Source organism: Rhizobium sp. IY2 (assembly GCF_047532935.1).
Classification (GTDB): domain Bacteria; phylum Pseudomonadota; class Alphaproteobacteria; order Rhizobiales; family Rhizobiaceae; genus Rhizobium; species Rhizobium anhuiense.
On the sequence record NZ_JBLKNU010000005.1, the window covers coordinates 169,211 to 188,145 of the forward strand.

18 protein-coding genes are annotated in these 18,935 nt (G+C 61.3%); 3 read left to right on the forward strand and 15 right to left on the reverse strand.

What is annotated here, in order from left to right; genetic code table 11:
* Positions 1–18: 18 nt before the first annotated feature.
* The 3 genes from ACMUVN_RS18585 to ACMUVN_RS18595 are packed head-to-tail and all read left to right on the forward strand — an operon-like array spanning position 19 to position 2,461.
* A complete protein-coding gene (locus tag ACMUVN_RS18585; protein WP_168333275.1) occupies positions 19–1,206 on the forward strand; it encodes an MFS transporter in 1,188 nt (395 codons plus the stop codon).
* A 28-nt stretch (positions 1,207–1,234) separates the two neighbouring features.
* Positions 1,235–1,981: an SDR family oxidoreductase gene (locus ACMUVN_RS18590; RefSeq protein ID WP_132574853.1), complete on the forward strand. Its 747-nt coding sequence runs from the start codon at positions 1,235–1,237 to the stop codon at positions 1,979–1,981.
* A gap of 12 nt (positions 1,982–1,993) precedes the next feature.
* Complete coding sequence (locus tag ACMUVN_RS18595) at positions 1,994–2,461, forward strand: cyclophilin-like fold protein (RefSeq protein WP_132574855.1); 468 nt, start codon at positions 1,994–1,996, stop codon at positions 2,459–2,461.
* Positions 2,462–2,629: 168 nt separating this feature from the next.
* On the opposite strand, the gene ACMUVN_RS18600 is transcribed toward ACMUVN_RS18595, so the two are convergent.
* The 15 genes from ACMUVN_RS18600 to ACMUVN_RS18670 form a co-directional block, all read right to left on the reverse strand.
* Positions 2,630–3,139: a GNAT family N-acetyltransferase gene (locus tag ACMUVN_RS18600; RefSeq protein WP_127430818.1), complete on the reverse strand. Its 510-nt coding sequence runs from the start codon at positions 3,137–3,139 to the stop codon at positions 2,630–2,632.
* A 110-nt stretch (positions 3,140–3,249) separates the two neighbouring features.
* Positions 3,250–4,320 (reverse strand): ABC transporter ATP-binding protein, encoded by a 1,071-nt coding sequence (locus tag ACMUVN_RS18605; protein WP_028756740.1) that lies wholly within the window; start codon positions 4,318–4,320, stop codon positions 3,250–3,252.
* Between the two features lie 15 nt (positions 4,321–4,335).
* On the reverse strand, positions 4,336–5,856 hold the full coding sequence (locus ACMUVN_RS18610) for a DUF5060 domain-containing protein (protein ID WP_132574857.1): 1,521 nt from the start codon (positions 5,854–5,856) through the stop codon (positions 4,336–4,338).
* Between the two features lie 30 nt (positions 5,857–5,886).
* Positions 5,887–6,771 carry a carbohydrate ABC transporter permease gene (locus tag ACMUVN_RS18615; RefSeq protein ID WP_028756742.1) on the reverse strand — a complete coding sequence of 295 codons (885 nt, stop codon included), beginning with the start codon at positions 6,769–6,771 and terminating at the stop codon, positions 5,887–5,889.
* Positions 6,768–7,667: a carbohydrate ABC transporter permease gene (locus ACMUVN_RS18620; RefSeq protein ID WP_028756743.1), complete on the reverse strand. Its 900-nt coding sequence runs from the start codon at positions 7,665–7,667 to the stop codon at positions 6,768–6,770. Before ACMUVN_RS18620 ends, ACMUVN_RS18615 begins: the two co-directional genes overlap by 4 nt.
* Positions 7,668–7,761: 94 nt before the next feature.
* Positions 7,762–9,015, reverse strand: a complete 1,254-nt coding sequence (locus ACMUVN_RS18625; protein WP_028756744.1) for an ABC transporter substrate-binding protein — start codon at positions 9,013–9,015, stop codon at positions 7,762–7,764.
* Positions 9,016–9,085: 70 nt separating this feature from the next.
* Positions 9,086–9,730 carry a dihydroxyacetone kinase subunit DhaL gene (dhaL, locus tag ACMUVN_RS18630; protein WP_028757655.1) on the reverse strand — a complete coding sequence of 215 codons (645 nt, stop codon included), beginning with the start codon at positions 9,728–9,730 and terminating at the stop codon, positions 9,086–9,088.
* A gap of 3 nt (positions 9,731–9,733) precedes the next feature.
* Complete coding sequence (locus ACMUVN_RS18635; protein ID WP_132574859.1) at positions 9,734–10,738, reverse strand: dihydroxyacetone kinase subunit DhaK; 1,005 nt, start codon at positions 10,736–10,738, stop codon at positions 9,734–9,736.
* 54 nt (positions 10,739–10,792) lie between these two features.
* Positions 10,793–12,640, reverse strand: coding sequence for a hypothetical protein (locus ACMUVN_RS18640; RefSeq protein WP_132574861.1), 1,848 nt, complete (start codon positions 12,638–12,640; stop codon positions 10,793–10,795).
* Complete coding sequence (locus tag ACMUVN_RS18645) at positions 12,637–13,671, reverse strand: Gfo/Idh/MocA family protein (RefSeq protein ID WP_132574863.1); 1,035 nt, start codon at positions 13,669–13,671, stop codon at positions 12,637–12,639. Before ACMUVN_RS18645 ends, ACMUVN_RS18640 begins: the two co-directional genes overlap by 4 nt.
* A 1-nt stretch (position 13,672) precedes the next feature.
* Positions 13,673–14,737, reverse strand: a complete 1,065-nt coding sequence (locus ACMUVN_RS18650; protein WP_132574865.1) for an ABC transporter permease — start codon at positions 14,735–14,737, stop codon at positions 13,673–13,675.
* A complete protein-coding gene (locus ACMUVN_RS18655) occupies positions 14,734–16,284 on the reverse strand; it encodes a sugar ABC transporter ATP-binding protein (protein ID WP_097595392.1) in 1,551 nt (516 codons plus the stop codon). The genes ACMUVN_RS18650 and ACMUVN_RS18655 overlap by 4 nt, the downstream gene beginning before the upstream one ends.
* Entirely contained in the window at positions 16,281–16,925 is a 645-nt protein-coding gene (locus tag ACMUVN_RS18660; protein ID WP_047616917.1) for a DUF2291 family protein, read from the reverse strand. The genes ACMUVN_RS18655 and ACMUVN_RS18660 overlap by 4 nt, the downstream gene beginning before the upstream one ends.
* 73 nt (positions 16,926–16,998) lie before the next feature.
* Positions 16,999–17,940, reverse strand: coding sequence for a D-ribose ABC transporter substrate-binding protein (locus tag ACMUVN_RS18665; protein WP_028757644.1), 942 nt, complete (start codon positions 17,938–17,940; stop codon positions 16,999–17,001).
* A 99-nt stretch (positions 17,941–18,039) separates the two neighbouring features.
* The gene (locus tag ACMUVN_RS18670; protein WP_028757645.1) at positions 18,040–18,867 is read right to left on the reverse strand and encodes a phosphogluconate dehydrogenase C-terminal domain-containing protein; all 828 of its coding nucleotides are present in this window, start codon (positions 18,865–18,867) and stop codon (positions 18,040–18,042) included.
* Between the last annotated feature and the right edge of the window lie 68 nt (positions 18,868–18,935).

Sequence of the window (18,935 nt, forward strand, 5' to 3'; positions counted from 1 at the left end):
TGGACAGGAGAACGCGGAATGACCATCGAACTGACATTGGATGAGGCTGTTCCGGCCGACAGCACCGTTACTCCATGGGCTGCGGTCACCTGCCTCTCGCTTCTGACCTTTCTCCTGGTGGGGCTGGAGTTCATGCCGGTGAGCCTTCTGACGCCGATCGCCCAGGATCTGGCCATCTCCGAAGGTCAGGCCGGACAAGCGATCGCCGTCTCTGGCCTTTTTGCGGTGATCACCAGTCTTTTCGGCAACGCGTTTTTGGCAAGGCTCGACCGGAAAACGGTCGTCCTGCTCTATACGGCGGTGCTGGTCGCTTCCAGTCTGGCCGTGGCTCTTGCTCCGAACTTCCTCGTCTTTCTGGTCGGGCGGGCGCTGGTCGGCATTTCGATCGGCGGCTTCTGGTCGCTGTCGACAGCCATCCTGGCACGCCTGGCTTCTGGAGCCGACCTGCCCAAGGCTATCGCCTTGCTCCAGGGCGGCACCGCATTTGCGGTCGTCATCGCTGCGCCCCTCGGTAGTTTCCTCGGCGGGCTGATCGGATGGCGTGGCACCTTCTTCATCACGGTTCCGATAGGTCTGGCTGCGCTCGTATGGCAATTGGCCGTCCTGCCGAAGATGCCGGCAACGGCAGCGGTCTCGGTTGCCAGAATCTTCGGACTGCTGCGCAATCGCAGATTCGCGATCGGGATGGCGGCGACCAGCCTCGCTTTCATCGGCCAGAACGCACTGTCGATCTATCTGCGCCCATTCCTCGAAAGCGTCACGGGCGTTGAATTGAACGGACTGTCGATGATGCTTCTCGGGCTCGGCATTGGCGGCCTCGCGGGAACATCCATTGTCGGCTTCGTCCTCCGGCGGCATCTTGCCGCCCTGCTGATCGGATTGCCGAGCGGGCTCGCGATGCTTGCCCTTCTGCTGATTGCCCTCGGTCCCTTCACGGCCGTCACAGCAGCCTTGCTGGTGCTGTGGGGGTTCTTCACCACCCCTATTCCGGTGGCCTGGAATACCTGGATGACACGCATCATTCCCGGCGAACTTGAAGCCGGCGGTGGGCTGCAGGTGGCATTGATCCAATTCGCCATCGCCGGTGGCGCCTTTGCGGGCGGGGTGCTGTTCGACACTGCCGGCTGGTGGAGCGCCTTCCTGCTCGCCGCCGTCCTGCTCGCGGGATCAGCCCTGCTCGCCGCTCTGGCGAGCCCTCGCACTTAACCTTCCGAATTCGACAAAGGAGATCGGCATGTCTCAGGGCATTGAAAACAAAGTCGTCGTCATCACAGGCGCAAGCAGCGGGCTTGGCGAGGCCACGGCACGCCATCTGGCCGAGCGCGGCGCTCTCGTCGTCCTCGGTGCGCGCCGAAGCGGGCGCATCGATGCGCTGGCGAGCGAGTTGACCGCTAGAGGCTATAAGGCCAAGGCCGTTTCCACCGACGTCACCGACCGGAACCAGGTCAAGAAACTGGTGGACACTGCGGTGGAGGAGTTCGGCCGCATCGACGTGATGCTGAACAATGCCGGTCTGATGCCGCTTGCACCACTCGAACGGCTCAAGATCGATGAGTGGGACCGTATGATCGACGTCAACATCAAGGGTGTACTTTATGGCATCGCCGCAGCGCTTCCGCACATGAAGGCCCGGAAATCCGGGCACATCATCAATGTCTCGTCCGTCTACGGTCATGTGGTCGACCCCGGTGCCACCGTCTATTGCGCCACCAAATTTGCCGTGCGCGCCCTGTCCGAAGGCCTGCGGAAGGAAGTAAAGCCCTACAATATCCGCACGACGATCATTTCTCCCGGCGCAGTCAGTACCGAACTGCTCGAGCATATCAGCGAGAAGGATATCCAGGCCGGCACGAGGGAATTCGTCAGCAAGATCGCGGTCGGTGCAGATACCTTCGCCCGCACCGTCGGGTTCGCGGTGAACGAACCCGACGACGTCGATATCAATGAGATCCTGTTTCGGCCGACTGCTCAGCCGGTCTGACGGAGTGCAGTCATGTCGACATCCTCATATCTGACGCGCCGTGCGCTCCTCGGCGCAACCTTCGCAACCGCAACCCTGCCGTATGCGGCCAAGGGACAGGAAGGCCGGGATCCAGCGAGCCAAGTACCGACCGATGTCAGAATCCGGATAATCTTCAACGGCATGACCATGACGGCGACGCTCTACGACAATCCGTCGGCGCTCGACCTCGCTTCGATGCTTCCCCTGGATCTCAAGATCGAAGACTACGGCAAAAACGAAAAGATCGTCTATCTCCCGCGCAAACTCACCGAGGAAGCTACCGGTCCCTTCGACAACGAGCAGCCGGGTGATCTCTGCTACTTCAAGCCATGGGGCAACCTTGCCCTGTTTTATGCCGATTACAGCTGGGACGGGTTGATCCGGCTCGGTCGATTTGATAACGGCTTCGACCCGCTGCTGGTACGCGGCGAATTCCCGGTCCGCATCGAACGGATATGACGAGGGGTTCACGGCTGAGGACTTCGTTTCAGTTCCTTCCGCCGGCAGGCCACGTGTTCAGCCAGTTGCGCTTCTTCACAGCACCGGTCGCGGCACGCCCCAGTCGTGCTGACCCTGAACTGGTCCGACACTTGGATGCAGGGCACGCCCACAGATCCGTCGACACATTCAGGCGTGAGGTGTCGCGCGATGCCTGGCATCTATCCTGAAACGCTTCTTGATCCTGTCGACGGGCGTCCCGTCTTGAAGCGGAACCTGGACCAGCCGGTCATAGGTCTCGAAGCCCATCTTGGCATAATAGGCAAGACCGCTGACATTGTCGGCCCGAATGGTGGCATTGATGAAGTCGAGCCCGAGTTCCTCCGCTGCGGCCCGGGTTGCGGGAAAGAGCGCGCTGCCGACGCCTGGAGCCTTTGGGTTCATACGGGCGAAGGTCCCGATGTCGGCAAAGCCTTTCGGCGGATCGCCGTATAGGCTGAGCGACTGAAAGCCGACAAGCGACCGATCATGCTCCGCGACATGGCAGAGAAGAGGAAACTCGCCGTCGATGAACCAGTCCACGAACTCGGCAGCCGAAAGCGGTGTCTCGAGTGCTGTTGTTCCCCCAGCCCGGATGATCTCGTTGAGGAGCTCGCTCAGTTCCGCTGCGTCGGCAGAAACTGCCTTTCGAATATGCATGTTCTTGGCGACCTCCAGACTGACGGCGTATTGGCGAAGTTGGAGATTACAAATCGCCATTTCGTCCGCAAAGGCAATTGTGGTTCGACGGTTCCTCCGGCCTCTTATGTTCAGGCGTTCAAACGCTGTTGCGTCTGTCGGTCGAAGAAGTGAACCTTTGATGTTTCGAAGGAAAGCTTCACCTGCTGTTCGGGCGCCAGTTCGACACGTTCGCGAACGACCCATGTCAGCTCCCTGCCGTCGAGGTCCACGGCGACATGAGTTTCCGACCCGGTGGGTTCGACCACCTTGACCACCGCGTCCACGCCGTTCTCGCCACCGAAGCTGATATCTTCAGGACGAATACCCAGCGTCATCGGTCTGTTTGCCGAATTAACGGGAGCCCGCGAGAGCGGCACGCGGGAGCCGCCCGGCAGCGACAATACCGGGTTGCCGGCATCTTCGATGGTCCCCTCGAGAAAATTCATCGCCGGGGAACCGAGGAAACCGGCGACGAAGATGTTGCGCGGTCTGTCGTAGAGTTCGAGCGGACTGCCGATCTGTTCGACGCGGCCGCCGTGCAGCACGACGATCTTGTCGGCCATGGTCATGGCCTCGATCTGGTCGTGGGTGACGTAGACGATGGTGGTCTTCAGGCGCTGGTGCAGGGCCTTGATCTCCGCCCGCATCTTCACCCGCAGTTTTGCGTCCAGATTGGAGAGCGGCTCGTCGAAGAGAAAGACTTTCGGATCGCGGACGATGGCGCGACCCATGGCGACGCGCTGGCGCTGCCCGCCGGAAAGCTGGGCGGGCTTGCGGTCGAGTAGCGGCTGCAAGCCGAGAATGGCCGCAGCCTCGCCGACCTTCTTGTCGATCTCAGGCCGCTTGGCTCCGGCGAGCTCAAGGGCAAACCCCATGTTCTGGGAGACCGTCATCTGCGGGTACAATGCGTAGTTCTGGAAGACCATCGCGATATCGCGATCCTTCGGCTGCAGATTGTTCACCACCCGGCCGTCAATGCTGATCTGGCCGGCGGTGATGTCCTCGAGCCCGGCGATCATGCGCAGCAATGTCGACTTGCCGCAGCCGGAAGGGCCGACGAGAATGGTGAATTCGCCATCCGCGATCTCGACGTCGACGCCGTGAATGATATCGACCGTGCCGAAGGACTTCTTGACGTTTCTGATGCTTAAACCTGACATCCCGGACCCTCTCGATTAGCGCTTCCTGCGCACACGCAAAGCCTGGTACGGCTTGCGCGGGATTTTCACGCCGAAGGCCGCGTCCGGCTTGCCGCCGCGCACGACCGAGCCATGGCGCGTCGGATGCGGAACGGGAGCCTCGACTTTCTCGGCCGGCGTGATCGTCATCTCCCAGGTGTCGATGATATCGACATCGTAGTCGTCGCCATCAACCGGCAGGCCGGTGGACCAGATCACCGGCTGATGCTCGCCGAAATAGATCAGGCGGAAATCGCCGTCGCCGTCACGCGCGCCGGAGACGCGCGACCACGGCCATTCGCCGATGATGCCGAGCGGTTCGAGACCGTGCTTGACGTCGGCCTCCAGGAGGTCCCGGAGGAAGCCGATGCGCTTCCATGCTTCGCCGCGCAATTCGCCACCCTTGGCCCACCAGATCAGATCCTCGGGGTGAGAATAGGTTTCGCCGTGACCGGCATAGCCGCCGCGCGCCATGGTGATCCAGAAACGGTGCACCAGCTCCCTCGGATGGAGATTGCCCCATGACTGCAAGATGTCGCCCTCATACTCGGGCTCGTCGTTGACGACGGGCTTGCCATAGGCATCGCGCCATTCCTGGGTCCGCTTGACGTCGGGGTTCTGGATGCAGGTGTGTGTCACCCACGGTTTGCGGTGATCGAAATTGGCGGTCACGTCGCCATTATGGATGGACCGCAGATGCTGGTAGGGGTCGTTTTCCTCCAGAATGTGGAAGTAGCGGTCCCACTGCTCCATCGGTTTCGTGTCGATCAGGAAATCATATTCATTGGCGAGCGACCACCAGACGTTCCGGTAGGCGGCAAGACGGGCGGCCAGATATTCGACATAGCGGAAATCCTGCGCGGCCGACATGTCCGCATAACCCCAGCGGTCATAGGGGTGGAAGATGATGATATCGGCCTCGATGCCGAGGTCGCAGAGTGCGGCGACCTGCTTTTCGAAGTGCTGGAAGGCGGCGGGGTTGGGCCGGTCGAAGTCTTCCTTGCCGTCGGAGCCGCGTTCGAAGCAGGCATGCAACGGCTCGTTGACGTTATAGGGATAATCCTTCGGAAACACGCCCATGCGCATCTTGTTGAAGCGCGCCGTCTTCAGCGTCTCCAGCGTCTGCTTCTGCATCTCGAACGGTTGATGCGTCCAGGCGTAGCAGGTCGTTCCGAAAGAGAGGAACGGCGTGCCGTCGGCATAGGCGAAATGGAATTTGTTGCGCACGCGCACCGGGCCGTGATTGCCGGCCGAAGGTGCGGTCGCGGCCAAAACACCGGTCTTGCCGTCGAGGGCCGCGGTCTTGGAGCGCGTCTGGAACGACCACTCGCCTTCGCTATCGGGCATGAAGCGAATGCGGTAGGTGCCGTTACCATCATAGAAGCCCGGCACGCGGACTTCGCGGCTCTTCTGGGTGAAGACGGCATCGAATGCCACGTCGAGATAGGGATTGCCGCCGGCAGGCCCTTCGAAGGAGGCCTCGTACACACCCCATTTTTCGACTGTTGCATCGGACATTCTGTCTCTCCTCGTAGAATGATTTTGTGATCAGCCTTTGACGGCGCCGGAGGTGAGGCCGGAGACGAAGTAGCGCTGGAACATGAGATAGACGATCGTCGCCGGCAGCACGGTCATGACGATCGCCGCGTTGAGCTGGCCGTAATTGCTGGAGAACTGCCCCTGAAACGACATCAGGCCGAGCGGCAGCGTCCACATGTGCTGGTCCTGAAGCAGCACCAGCGCCATGGCGAATTCGTTCCAGGTGGAAACGAAGTCGAGGATGAGCAGTGCGGCGAGGACGGGCAGGCATACCGGCAGAAAGATCCGCCGGAAGATGACGAAGTGGCTGGCGCCGTCGATCAGCGCTGCCTCCGATAGCTCCTTCGGAATGCCCTTGAAGAAGCCGTGCAGGATGAAAACCTGATAGGGAACGCCGAAGGCGATGTAGGGAAGGATGACGCCCGGATATGTGTCGATGAGGCCGAAGGAATTGACCAGGGTGAAGAGCGGCGCAAGCATCACCTGGAATGGGATCATCGTGCCGAACACGACGAGCAGCAGCAGCGCCTTGGTGATCTTCAACTTGATCTTGGCAAGGGCATAAGCGGCCATCGCCGACAGGAACAGGCCGAGCGGCACCTTGATGACGGTGATGATGACGCTGTTGAAGAAGGAGTTTGCGAAATTGCCGCGGCTCCATGCGGCGCCATAGTTTTCGAAGGCAAGCTCGGCCGGCGGCATGAAGGCGCCGGTGCTCGTCACCGCCGCCGGCGTCTTCAGCGAGGTGAAGACGATGAAGACGAATGGCGCGACCCAGACGAGCGCCACGATGACAAGCGTTATCCAGAGGCCGATCAGAACGGGATCGCGCTTCATCGACGATGGTTGGGCTTCGAGATGCACGGCGGCATGGTCGGTCGGCACTGCTGTCACGATTCGACCTCCTCGTGCTTCTGGGTCCATCTGAGATAGGGAATGACGACGGCCATGGTGATCAGCAGCAGCACGACGGATATCGCGGCACCTCGTCCGAAATCGAAGATCTGCATGGCCTGCGTGAACGCCCAGAGCGCCAGCATCTGCGTGGACTGGGCCGGACCGCCGCCCGTCAAACCGTAGACGATGTCGAAAGCCTTCAGCGACGAGATGACGGAGAGAACGAGGACGATGGTGATCGTCGGGCGCAACGCCGGCAATGTCACATGTTTGAACACCGCCCAGCGGCCGGCGCCATCGATGCGCGCCGCTTCGACGAGCGTCTGAGAGACGTTCTGCAGGCCGGCCAGGAATAGAACCATCGAAAAGCCGACCGTCTGCCAGAGATAGGCTACGAAGACGGAATAAAGCGCGATATCCTTATTGCCCAGCCAATCCTTGATCCAGACCTGCATGCCCCAGGAGGTCAGCAGCTGGGCGAACAGGCCGAAGAAGGGATCGTACATCCACTTCCACATGGTGGCGACGGCGATCGGCGCGATGATCACAGGCAGATAGAAGATGGCCCTGAGGCCATTGCGGCCGAATATTTTCTGGTTGAGGCTGAGCGCCAGCAGCAGTCCGACCAGCGGCGGAAAGATCAGGCTCATCACGGTCCAGATCACCGTGTTGCGGAACGCCACCCAGAAGACCGGATCTTTGGTGAAAATCGCCGAATAGTTCGCAAGGCCGACGAATTGCCGATTGGGATCGAGCCCGTTCCACTTCTGGAAACTCAGGATCACGACGTTGAGCATCGGGTAGAGCGCGAAGACCGCATAGATCGCCAGCGCCGGCACGAGCAGGATGAGCGCTTGCATGCGCGGATCATGTGTCGATTGTCGAAGTGACATGCTTTCCTCCTGGCAGTGAAAAGCCGCTGCCAGCTGATGAAAGAATGTGCCAGCCGATCAACTCAGAGGTCGATCGACTGGCGCTTGGGAGGGATCAGCTTCTGCTGGCGATGAAGCTCTGCAACTGCTTGGCCGCCTCGGTCGGTTCGGTGCTGCCGGAAGCGACATCATTGATGACGCGGAAATATTCCGTCGTGACATCGAGCGGGAACGCCTGGTCGCCGTTCATGTAGACCTTGCCGTATTTCTGGAAGATGCCCAGCCATTCGGCTTCGAGCGGCTTCTGATTGGCATACTGCACGTTCTTGTTGACGGAGGTCGAGCTCAACTGGCCGAGCAGATCCTGCTGCACCTTCGTCGACAGGAAATAGTCGAGGAATTTCGCCGCTATGTCGGGGTTCTTGCTCTTGGTGCTGATATAATTGTACTCGGCAAAGCCGTAGAGACGGTCGGTATTTGTGGGGAAGGGGAAGATGCCGTAATCGTCGAGATTGGCGCCGGAGCCGTTGAGTTGACTGACCAGCCAGTCGCCTTCGAGCATCATCGCCGCACGACCGGCGGTGAAGAGGCTGTAGGACTGTTTGTTATCGATGCCCATGAACGGCTGCAGCGTATAGTCCTTCGTCCACTTCGCAAACTCCGCGAAGGAATCCGTCGCGCAGGGTTCTTTGGTCCAGTCCAGCGTCATCGCCTTCAGCGCGTCGTGCTTTTCGGCGCCGCACTTGGTTTCGAGGATAACGTCCATGAGGCGCATGACGTGCCAGTTGACCGTGCCGCCAAAGGTGAAGGCGGGGATGCCCGCGGCCTTCAGCTTATCGGCCGCGGCAAGGAGTTCCTCGTAGGTCTTCGGCTCTTCCTTGATGCCGGCCTGTTCGAAAAGCTTCTTATTGTAGTAGACGGCTTCGCCCTTGAAGGTGAAGGGAACACCGTGCTTGCCGCCCGTATAGAGGTCGGCGAAAGCGGCAGCCGACGGCAGCAATTCGTTGTTCCACTTATACTCGGTGTAATACTTGTCGAGTGGCAGCGACAGGCCGGCCTTCACATACTCGCCGCCGAGGCCGAGACCCGCCCAGCTGAAATAAATGTCGGGTCCTTTGTCCGAGCCCGCGGCGACGCGGAGCGCGGTCTTGTGTTCATCGACGGCGCGCTGAACGATCTCGACATGCGTCCCGGGATTTGCAGCTTCGAAGTCCGTCGCCACCTTCTTCAGGGCCGTATTGGCAGCATTATTGTCGAAGTTGAGGGTCCAGAGCGTGATGTCTTCAGCAAGAACCGGTGTTGCCGAAAGTGACGCCATGGCGATCGCAACGATGCTCGCAGTCTTCAATTTCTCAGAAAGGGTCAGCATTACCGTCCTCCTCTTGTAAGCCGGGACCCTTTTTGCAGATACTCATTGACATGTCAACTGGTATGATGAGCTAACCATCGTGCCGTCGAGCAAATTTGGCCATCGTGGCGATGATGATGACCGCCGATGCCGCACCGGGATCGATGTGCCCGATAGCCCGGTCTCCCAATCGCGAAGCCCGTCCTTTCGCTGCCGTCATGTCTTTGGTTGCGTCACAGCCGACGCGGGCTGCATGCACTGCCATGTCGAGGCATTCGGGAAGCGGCTTTCCTGTCCCCCACGCATCAAGTGCCGCATCGGCCGCGGGCTTCCAGGCGTCGACCATCGTCTTTTCACCGGCTTCGGCCTTTCCGCGTTCCTGGATTCCCGTCGCCATGGCTGCGAAAACGCGGACGAAATCGTCATCGGTCAAGGTCTGCCTGTCCTTGGCTGCGGCCGCGGCGCGCATGAAGGCCGTGGCATATAAGGGGCCGGACGAAGCGCCGACCGCATTCAGGAATGCCTTTGCCGCAACGTTGAATAGCAGCGTCGGTGCTGTTTCCACATCGAGCGCGCCGACCGCCTTGGCGGCAGCCTGACAGCCTCCGTCCATGGCAAGGCCGTGATCGCCATCGCCGATGGCGCCGTCCAGCTCGCAAAGATGGTCGCGCTCTGCCGCGATATCCTCGGCAATCCCGGCAAACAGCTGTTGCAGGTCTTTGGTGGTAATCGTCATCGATCACCTCGCAAACATCGCGCAATCGCACGGGTGATCGATCAACCGCTGAAGCTCGTCGTCGAGATCCATGACGGTGATCGAGGCGCCGGCCATTTCGAGCGAGGTGCAATAGTTGCCGACGAGCGACGTGTGGATGACGAGCCCGGCATCGTCGAGCCGGGACTTCACGCGCCGCATCATGATATAGAGCTCCATCAGCGGAGTCGAACCCAGCGAGTTGACAAGCACGGCGACACGATCGCCTGGGGCCGCCTTCATCTCCCGAAGAATGTTGTCCATCAGCTCGTCGGTCACCGCATCGGCCGACCTCAGCGGCTCGCGCGCCATGCCGGGCTCTCCATGGATTCCCATGCCGATCTCCATCTCGTCCTCGCCGATCAGGAAGTTCGGCCGGAGGGTCTGGGGCAGCGAACAGGGAGAGAGCGCCACACCCATCGTATAGGTTCGTGCATTGGCATGGCGGGCGGCGCGCTCGACATCGTCGAAAGAGTAGAGAAGATCGCAGGCCGCGCCGGCGGCCTTGAAGATGAAGACGTTGCCCGCCACGCCGCGTCGCCTGTCCCTCTGATCGGCAGGAGCGGACGCCACGTCATCTGTGGTCAGGACGGTGCGGACCTCGATCTCGTCGAGCGCCAGCATCTCGGCGGCCATGTCGAAATTCATCACGTCGCCGGCATAATTGCCGTACATGAACAGGACGCCGGCGCCGCCGTCGACCGCCTTGGCGCAGGCGATGATCGGATCGGGCGGCGGCGAGGCGAAGACATTGCCGATCGCGGCGGCATCCGCCAGCCCCTTGCCGACAAACCCCAGAAAGGTCGGCTCATGCCCGGATCCGCCGCCGATGACCAGGCCGACCTTGCCTTTGCGCGGTCCGTTTCTGGCAATGATCGCGCGGGGCATGTCTTCGACTGCGTAAAGATGGCGTGGATGCGCCGCGAGGATCCCTTGCAGCATCTCATCGACGGCATCTGCGCCGGAATTGATAAGCTTCTTCGTCTTCACGCCGATCCTCCCCAGTGAGCTCCGATTGCATAGATGCGGCTGATGCGCCGGAGGTCAATCCGCCAGCGGCAAGGCCACGGTGGCGAAGGGTGCGAGCAGCAGATCCTTCCCCGATGCGTGGTAATCGACCCTTCGCTCTCCGCTCGTCAGATTGACGACGTGGAGCTTGGTTCCTTCGGCGTCCCGCGCAACGAAAGACAGCACTTCGGAGGGCGAGGACGAGATGCATTCCTGCCAGGATGCACCAGCCAAGGCGGACAAAGTCCGCACCGCATTGAACAGCGGGCGCCGCCCACCCTGCTCGATCGGCTCGGCCGGACCGGCAATCAGACCGAACGGACCGGTCAAGGCCGAGAGCGTCAGGCATTCGAGACCGGCATCCAGCACTCTGATTGCGTAACCGAGTGCGAAGGCTCCTGCGAAACGGCCGTTGTGGCGCGGGTCGCGGTTGGCCATGGGTATGCGCGCGCCCGAGGGATTATCCATTGTGCGGCTGCCATAGGGGTTCTGCCGCATCGGGATCGTCGAGGGGCCGATCCGGTAGGGCTTGTCGCCGTAGATGGCACGAACGGAGCGGGTGATGAAGGGCAGCGCTTCCAATGTCTGCATGACGCTGAGATCGTCGGCCGCATGCACGATGGGGTTGGTGCAGTGGCTGACGAAGTCGAGCTGCCCATCCGGGACGCGCTTGCGGTTGAGTTCGGTGAAATAGCTCAGCATGCCGCCGCCGATGCGCATACCGGGAAACGTGGCGCGGGCCACGCCATAGATCTCTTCGAGCGGCGGGCAGTCCGGCCATTGGCTGCCGGGCGGCGTCGATTGCCGGTCGACGGATGGCGAGATCATGATCGCATCCGGCTTGAATGCCGCCAGCTGCATTTGGCGGGCGATCTCGGCCGCCTCGCTTGCCGGCGACGATTTGCAGGGGAGCGCGATCTCCAGCGTCGAGCGACCGCGATGGACGGCGGCGATCGCGGTAAAAGTCTTCAGTGCTTCGGCGGCGTGCCCGGCATTCGGATCGAAATGAAAGAGGAGTTCACGAGGCGCGATCTCCGACAGGACGGCCTTTGCCGTGAGCGTCGCATCGGCCTCCTCAGGCGTCACGATCACGCCGATATCGGGCATGATGCCGTTCCGCTCTCCAAGCTTGAGTTTTATCGCGCCGCCCAAGGTCGCAGGCGCGAAGCGCGGTGCGGAATACCTGGTGTCTCTGATAACAAGCGACGTCTTTTGCCGGACAGGTTGGTTGGCAGAGATCTGGTAGGGCCAGGGCAGAGCGAGCGGCCTGACATATGTCTTATAGGATGCGTCCGACCAGTTTCTTTGATCTTCCATTTCAAAGGTGTCGCCCTCCATCCGGCATTCAGCCTGAACGTCAGGCATGACCTGGTGGGTGATGGCGCGTATGTCCTTGAATGGTTGCCAGGGTTCGATGACATCGGGGAACCGTGTCGTCACGATCTCCCCGTCGACATGCTCGACCTTCGCCGGCGAACCCGCCACGCCGACGATTGGATGCAGGATGCAGAAGCCGCAGCGGTTGGTCTCGAAGCCGGTCTCGGTCATGGCTTCGGCCTCGAAATCGAGCCGGTCCTGATATGCCGCGATGCGAACATCGATGACGAGCCTCGTTTCGCCGGGTCCCTCGCAGCGGGCCTGATAAGCGACTTCGAAACGGTCTTCCTTCTGCTCGATGCTGAGATCGACGATTTCAGGGCTGTAGGTGCCCCAGTCCCGGTCGCGAACGAGATAAGAAATCGCCCGTAGCACCTCGATGCCGTCGTAGCGGATCGCGCGGAGGTTGCCATCGGCGAGGTCGACGGTCAGCTTTCCGGCCCTCAGCCGAACCGGCGGCCTCTCGACCAGGTGGGTGCCGTAGAGCTGGAACGCATTGGTCGTCATCGCAGCATCGCTCCGACATCGATCGTCTGTCCCCTGGCAGCGCTGTCATAGGCGGCCTCGACGAGGGCGAAGGTCTTCAGATTATCGGCCCCCGAGGTCGAGTGCTCCGCGCCGCGCTTGATTTGATCGACCCAATGCTGCTGGATCGCATAGACGCTCTCCTGGATGTTGTGCCAAGGCCGCGAGGCCCAGGACAACAACTTCGGAGAGACATCCACTGTGGTGGTGCCCCTGCCGTGGGCGATTTCAATGCGGTAGCCCTGGGTCAGGCGGATCGTGCCCTCGGAGCCGTCGAGCTCGATCAGCGTTTCGGGAAACGGCTCTTTCGAGAGCTTGGTGGCGTAGCTGACGTCGACGACCGAGGTGGCGCCGTTTTCATGATCGAGCAGAATGGTTGCGACATCCTCGCCCTTGATCTTGGGATTGACCCGTTTGGTGCGGGCCGTGAGTGATCTGATATCGCCGAGGATATAGCGGGCGATATCGAGCGTATGAATGCCGAGATCTTCGATGATGAAGCGCTCGCCTTCGGCAAGATACGGCTGGCCGGAGAAGACGTCGTAACCCGAGCGGAAGGAGAAGCGGCCCCAGAAGGGCGTGCCGATGGCGCCAGCATCGAGCGCCTTGCGGACCGCCTGGATCGGCGTCTGCCAGCGAAAATTCTCGTGCACCATCAGGGCCACGCCGGCATTGCGGCAAGCCTCGACCATCGCCTTTGCATCCGACAGCGTCTTGGCGAAGGGTTTCTGGCAGATGGCCGGCACCTTATTCACTGCAGCCATTTCCACCAGAGCGCGGTGACTCTGGACCGTCGTGGCGATGTCGACGAAATCGAAGCCGCCATCGGCAAACATGGCCTCGGCATCGCGGTAGCGGCGATCGATACCGAACTGGTCGCCGACGACCTTCAGCCGCTCCGGATCGCGATCGCAGATCGCGACGATGTCAGCACCTTCGACGTCTTTCCAGGCGTGCATCTGGTTGATCGCGAAGAAACCGCAGCCGATCAAAGCCCCCTTCAACTCGGTCATCTCAGCCTGCCTTTGCCATCTGCATGAGGGTGACGCGCTGCTGCAGGCGCCGCTGGGCCTGATCGACCACGACGGCAATGATGATGACGAGGCCCTTGATGACCATCTGCCAGAACGAGGAGATGCCCATCATGACAAGCCCGTCGGAGAGGATGCCGATGACGAAAGCGCCGATGATCGTGCCGCCGATCGTGCCGCGGCCACCCGACATCGAGGTGCCGCCGAGCACGGCTGCGGCAATCGCATTGAGTTCGAAGCTTTCGCCGGTCGCCGGATGGGCGGCCATCAGTTCGGAGGAAATGACGACGCCGACGATGGCGGCGCAAAGTCCGGAAAACATGTAGACGAAGATCTTCACCACATCGACCCGGATACCGGACATGCGCGCGGCCCGCTCATTGCCGCCGACGGCGAAGATATGACGGCCGATCGGCGTCGAGCGGGCGACATAGGCGGCCGCGAGTGCCAGCACGATCAGGATCCAGATCGACACCGGCAAGCCGAGAATGCGCCCCGCGCCGAAGAAGTCGAAACCGGTCGTGGCATATTCGGGCCGGCCGACGAGGTTCGGAAAGGTCTGGCCGTCCGATGACAGCAAGGCGAGACCGCGGGCGACATAGAGCGTGCCGAGCGTGGCGATGAAGGGCGCGACGTTGAGTTTGGTGATCAGCAGGCCGTTGATAAGGCCGATGACGAGACCGATCGACAGCGTGATCAGCACGATCTCGAAGAGGTTGAAATAGATCGTGTAGCCGATCGGCAATTCGATACCGTAAAGGATCAGGCCGCCGGCGACCATGCCGCACAACCCGACGATCGATCCGACGGAAAGGTCGATGCCGCCGGTGATGATGACGAAGGTCATGCCCATCGCCAGGAAGGCGTTCAGCGCCACATGCTTCGACATCAGGATCATGTTCGCCGTCGAGGTGAAGTTCGGCGCGAAGATCGCAAAGAAGATGATCACGGCGAAAAGCGCGATGAAGGTCCTGAGCTTCATCAGCGTCAGAAGCGCCGAGCCGTTGGCGCCTTTCGGCGCAAGAGTGGTTGACGTAGCCGCCATCATGACGCGAGTTTCCCTTGATGTCCGTGTCCCTTGGCCGAAGCCGCGATGATGGCTTCTTCCGTCGCCTCGTTCCGGTCGAAAACAGCGACCAGCTGGCCGTTGCTCAAGACCGCGATGCGATCGGAAAGCGCCATGACCTCCTCGAGGTCGGAGGTCGAAAACAGAATGGCGAGCCCGTTTGCCGCCAGCCGCCGCATGGTGCGGAAGACGTCGGCCTTGGCGCCGACATCGATGCCGCGGCTCGGCTCGTCCATCAGCAGCACTTTCGGATTGGTCATTAATGCCTTACCGATAACGACCTTCTGCTGGTTGCCGCCCGACATCGAGGTCACCTCGAAATCCGGGTTCGGCGCCTTGATCGAAAGATCGCGGATGGCCTCCTGGACGGCGCTCTTCTCGGCACCGCTGTCGATATGGAAGAGCCGGGCGAAGCGGCCAAGGCTCGCCAGCGTCAGGTTGGAAGCGATCGAGAGCACCTGGACCAGACCCTCGCGCTGCCGGTCTTCCGGAATGAGCGCAAGGCCGCGGCGGATGCGCCGGGTGGTGTCGCGGGCGCGAACCCGCTTGCCGTCGATGAAGATCTTGCCGGTCGAGTGTGCGTGGCGGCCGATCACACACTCGAAGAATTCGCTGCGTCCCGCACCCATCAGGCCGTATATGCCGAGGATTTCTCCCGCCTTGACCGACAGCGAGACATCGTTGACCGACAGCCCGCCCGTCGGTCTGGGAAGGCTGATGTTTTCGGCGCGAAAGACCTCGGCGCCAACGGCATGGGTGACGGATTTTGCAAAGTCCTTGGCATCCGAGCCGATCATCGAGCGAACGATCCAGCGCGTATCGATGTCGCGCATCATTGCCTCGCCGGTGACCTGGCCGTCACGCAGCACGGTGATATAGTCACCGATCCGCATCAACTCTTCGAGCCGATGCGAGATATAGACGATCGCAACTCCTTGAGCCTTCAGTTCCGCGATCACCTTGAACAGGATGTCGACTTCGGCCGCCGAAAGCGCCGACGTCGGCTCGTCCATGATCAGGATCCGGGCATTTAGCGACATCGCCTTGGCGATTTCGACGAGTTGCTGCTGGCCGATCGGCAGATCCTCGACCATCGTGTCCGCCTCGATCCCGGCATCCAGGCGCTTGAGAAAGCCATTGGCCTTTTGCACCTGCGCCTTGTGGTCGATGCCGAGCAGGCCGCGGGTGATCTCGCGCCTGGCGAAGATGTTCTCGGCGACCGACATGTTGGCGAAGAGATTGAGCTCCTGGAAGATCATGCCGATGCCATGCGCCTGCGCTTCCGCTGGGCTGTCGAAGGAGACGGGTTCACCGTCGAGGATGATGCGGCCATGCGTCGGACGCTCGACGCCGGCGATGATCTTCATCAGCGTCGACTTGCCCGCGCCGTTTTCGCCGACGAGCACGTTCACCGCACCGCGGCGCAGTTCCAGATTGGCGCGCTTGACGGCGACGATGCCCGAATAGACCTTCGACACGTCGTCAAGGCGCAGGATGACATCATCCTTTTGTGCCTCTGTCGCCGTCATGAGCCCACCCTCAATTCCGAAGGTGTCACGAGCGGCAACTCGCCGCTTTTCGGCAGCGGAAAGGCGCCGATCACGGTCACCGTCTTGCCGGCGAGGTCCTCGCGCGGGACGGCCGAGAGGAAGGCCGAGTTGGCCTTCTCGTTGAACGCCTTGCCGAACTGCGCCCATTCGATCTGGTTCTTGAATTCGTTGAAATTGACGAAGTCCAGCGTGTCGCGGAGCGCCGTGCCGCGGAGCGCCGGCCCGATCTGGACCTTTGCATCGGCCTTGCCGTCGCCATCGGCGTCGACATCGAGCGTTGCCGCGCGCGAGTCCGTATCGGCCGCCACGACCTTGCCGGTGATCTTCACCGCATAGGTCCATGGCGAACTGCTCTGCTTGCGGGGATTGCCGTATTTCTCGCCCGCGGCATCAGGGCTGGAGGCAGCCAGTTGCATGACGTCTTTCAGGTCGCCAGCGCGCTTTTCGAAATAAGGCACGACCTCGGGCTGCCAGATCGCCTCGACCTTTGCATTCGGGTCGAAGGCGGTCTTGGCCGCTGCCGCCGCCTTTTCCTCCGGCGTCGGCGTTTTGATGATCTTGCAACCGGGCAAGGCCGCCGCCACGACGGCAGCGATGAGGGCGCCCTTCATTCTCAACATGCTGTGAACCTCGACGTCTTGCGAAATGCATTGCAGAGGGCGCGGCCGCGCACCCTCTGCATCTCGCGGCTGATCAGTTCGTCAGCGCGAAGGTCTCGAGCTTGCCGGAGTTGTCGGCGTTGATGAGAACGCAATCCATCAACTGCTTCTCTTCCTTTGGCGCCGTCTTGGTCTTGATGTAGGCGTCTGCTTGTTCGACCGCGAGCTGGGCCTGGGCATAGGCGGGCTGCAGCACCGTCGCCTTGATGCCGCCCGACTTGATGGAGTCACGCACGTCGTTGGAGCCGTCGAAGCCGACGACGATCACGTCCTTGCGGCCGGCCGCCTGCAGTGCTGCGATCGCACCCATGGCCATGGTGTCGTTGCCCGAAATGACGCCCTTGATGTCGGGATTAGCCTGGAGGATGGTTTCCATCTTCGAATAGGCTTCCGTCTGGCTCCAGTTGGCCGACTGCTTGGCGACGGACTTCAGGTCCGGGTAGTCGTCGATGACGTCGTGGTAGCCTTGCGAGCGGATGCCGGCATTGGTGTCGGACTCCTTGCCGACCAGCTCGACGTAATTGCCCTTCTCGCCCATCAGCTTGACGAATTCCTGCGCCCCGAGCTGCGCGCCCTGATAGTTGTTCGAGACGATCTGGGCGACGGCCACGCCCGTCGCATTGATTTCGCGGTCGATCAGGAAGGAGGGGATGCCGGCATCCTTGGCCTTCTTGACGGCCGCGACGGAGGCGTCGGCTCCGGCGTTGTCGAGGATGATCGCCTTGGCGCCGCGCCCGATCGCCGTGTCGATCATTTCCGACTGCTTGTTGGCGTCGTCATCATGGGTCATGAGCAGCGTCTCGTAGCCGAGTTCCTTCGCCTTGGCTTCGGCGCCGACGGCTTCGGCCTTGAAGAAGGGATTGTCATGCGCCGGTGTGATGATGGCGATGAGATCGGCCGCAAAGGCCGGCATGGCCGTTCCCAGCGCCAGGGCGCCGGCGAAAGCCGCAAGTGTCAGTCTGCGCGTCAGTTTCATTTTTTCCTCCCTGTTGTGAATGAAGCTCCGTCTCCTCGGAGCGGTTGCCCGGTCTCCCGGAGCAGTTGAGGAGGAGGGCTTGCCTCCTCCAAGCCGAATTCAGGTGATGCGCCGGATGCTCTCGGCGATCTCCTGCGGTTCGAATACTTTCTTCCAGTCGTCGCGCATCAGCGCCGGGATGCCGAACTCGATCGCCTTGTTGCAGGCATCCGAGAACACCCCATCGACTTCCTTGAAGATGACGGCGCCGAGCACGTTCATATGGCCGAGCAGGAAGTCGCGGGCGGCCTGTTCCGGCACGCCGCGGGCCACGCATTCGTCCATGGCCTGACGCATGATGACGAGCAGCGATGCGCAGACAGTTTCCGACAGGCCGGGTTCGAGCATGGCGAGCTGGTCGACCGTGACGCGGTGCGAGCGCATGACCGGAGCCCAGATGAGCTTGGCGATTTCCTCGCCAAGCGCATAGGCGCTGTCAGGCCCCTGCATCAGCGCCGAAACGATGTGCTGCTTGGCGAACAGGCCGCCGAAATGGTCCTTCTTGGCCTGCATGTCGGTCTCGTCGTTGAAGATCGGCGGATGGCAGGGATGAGTGACGAAATAGGTGAGGTCGTCACGCTTCGGCAGGTGGCCGGCAAAGGGAGCCGCAGCATCCAGCGCGACCACCATGGTGCCTGACCTGAGCTTGTCGACGATGCCTGCCGCGACTTTGCCGATCGCCGTGTCCGGCACGGCAAGGATCACCACATCGGCGCCATCGAGTGCGGCATCGACTGGCACGCAATCAAGACCGAGATCGTTCTTCAAGCGAGCCTTGCCCGCGTCGCTCACCTCGACATGGCGCACTTGGAATCGTGAGCCTTTGAGATTTTTGGCAAGCCGATATCCCATTTTTCCGCCTGCGCCGAAGAGGGCAATCTGAGTCATGTTTCCTCACCTTTTCCGTTTGGATAGGATCATATACTGGTATGATGAGTCAATCACCATATCACTGC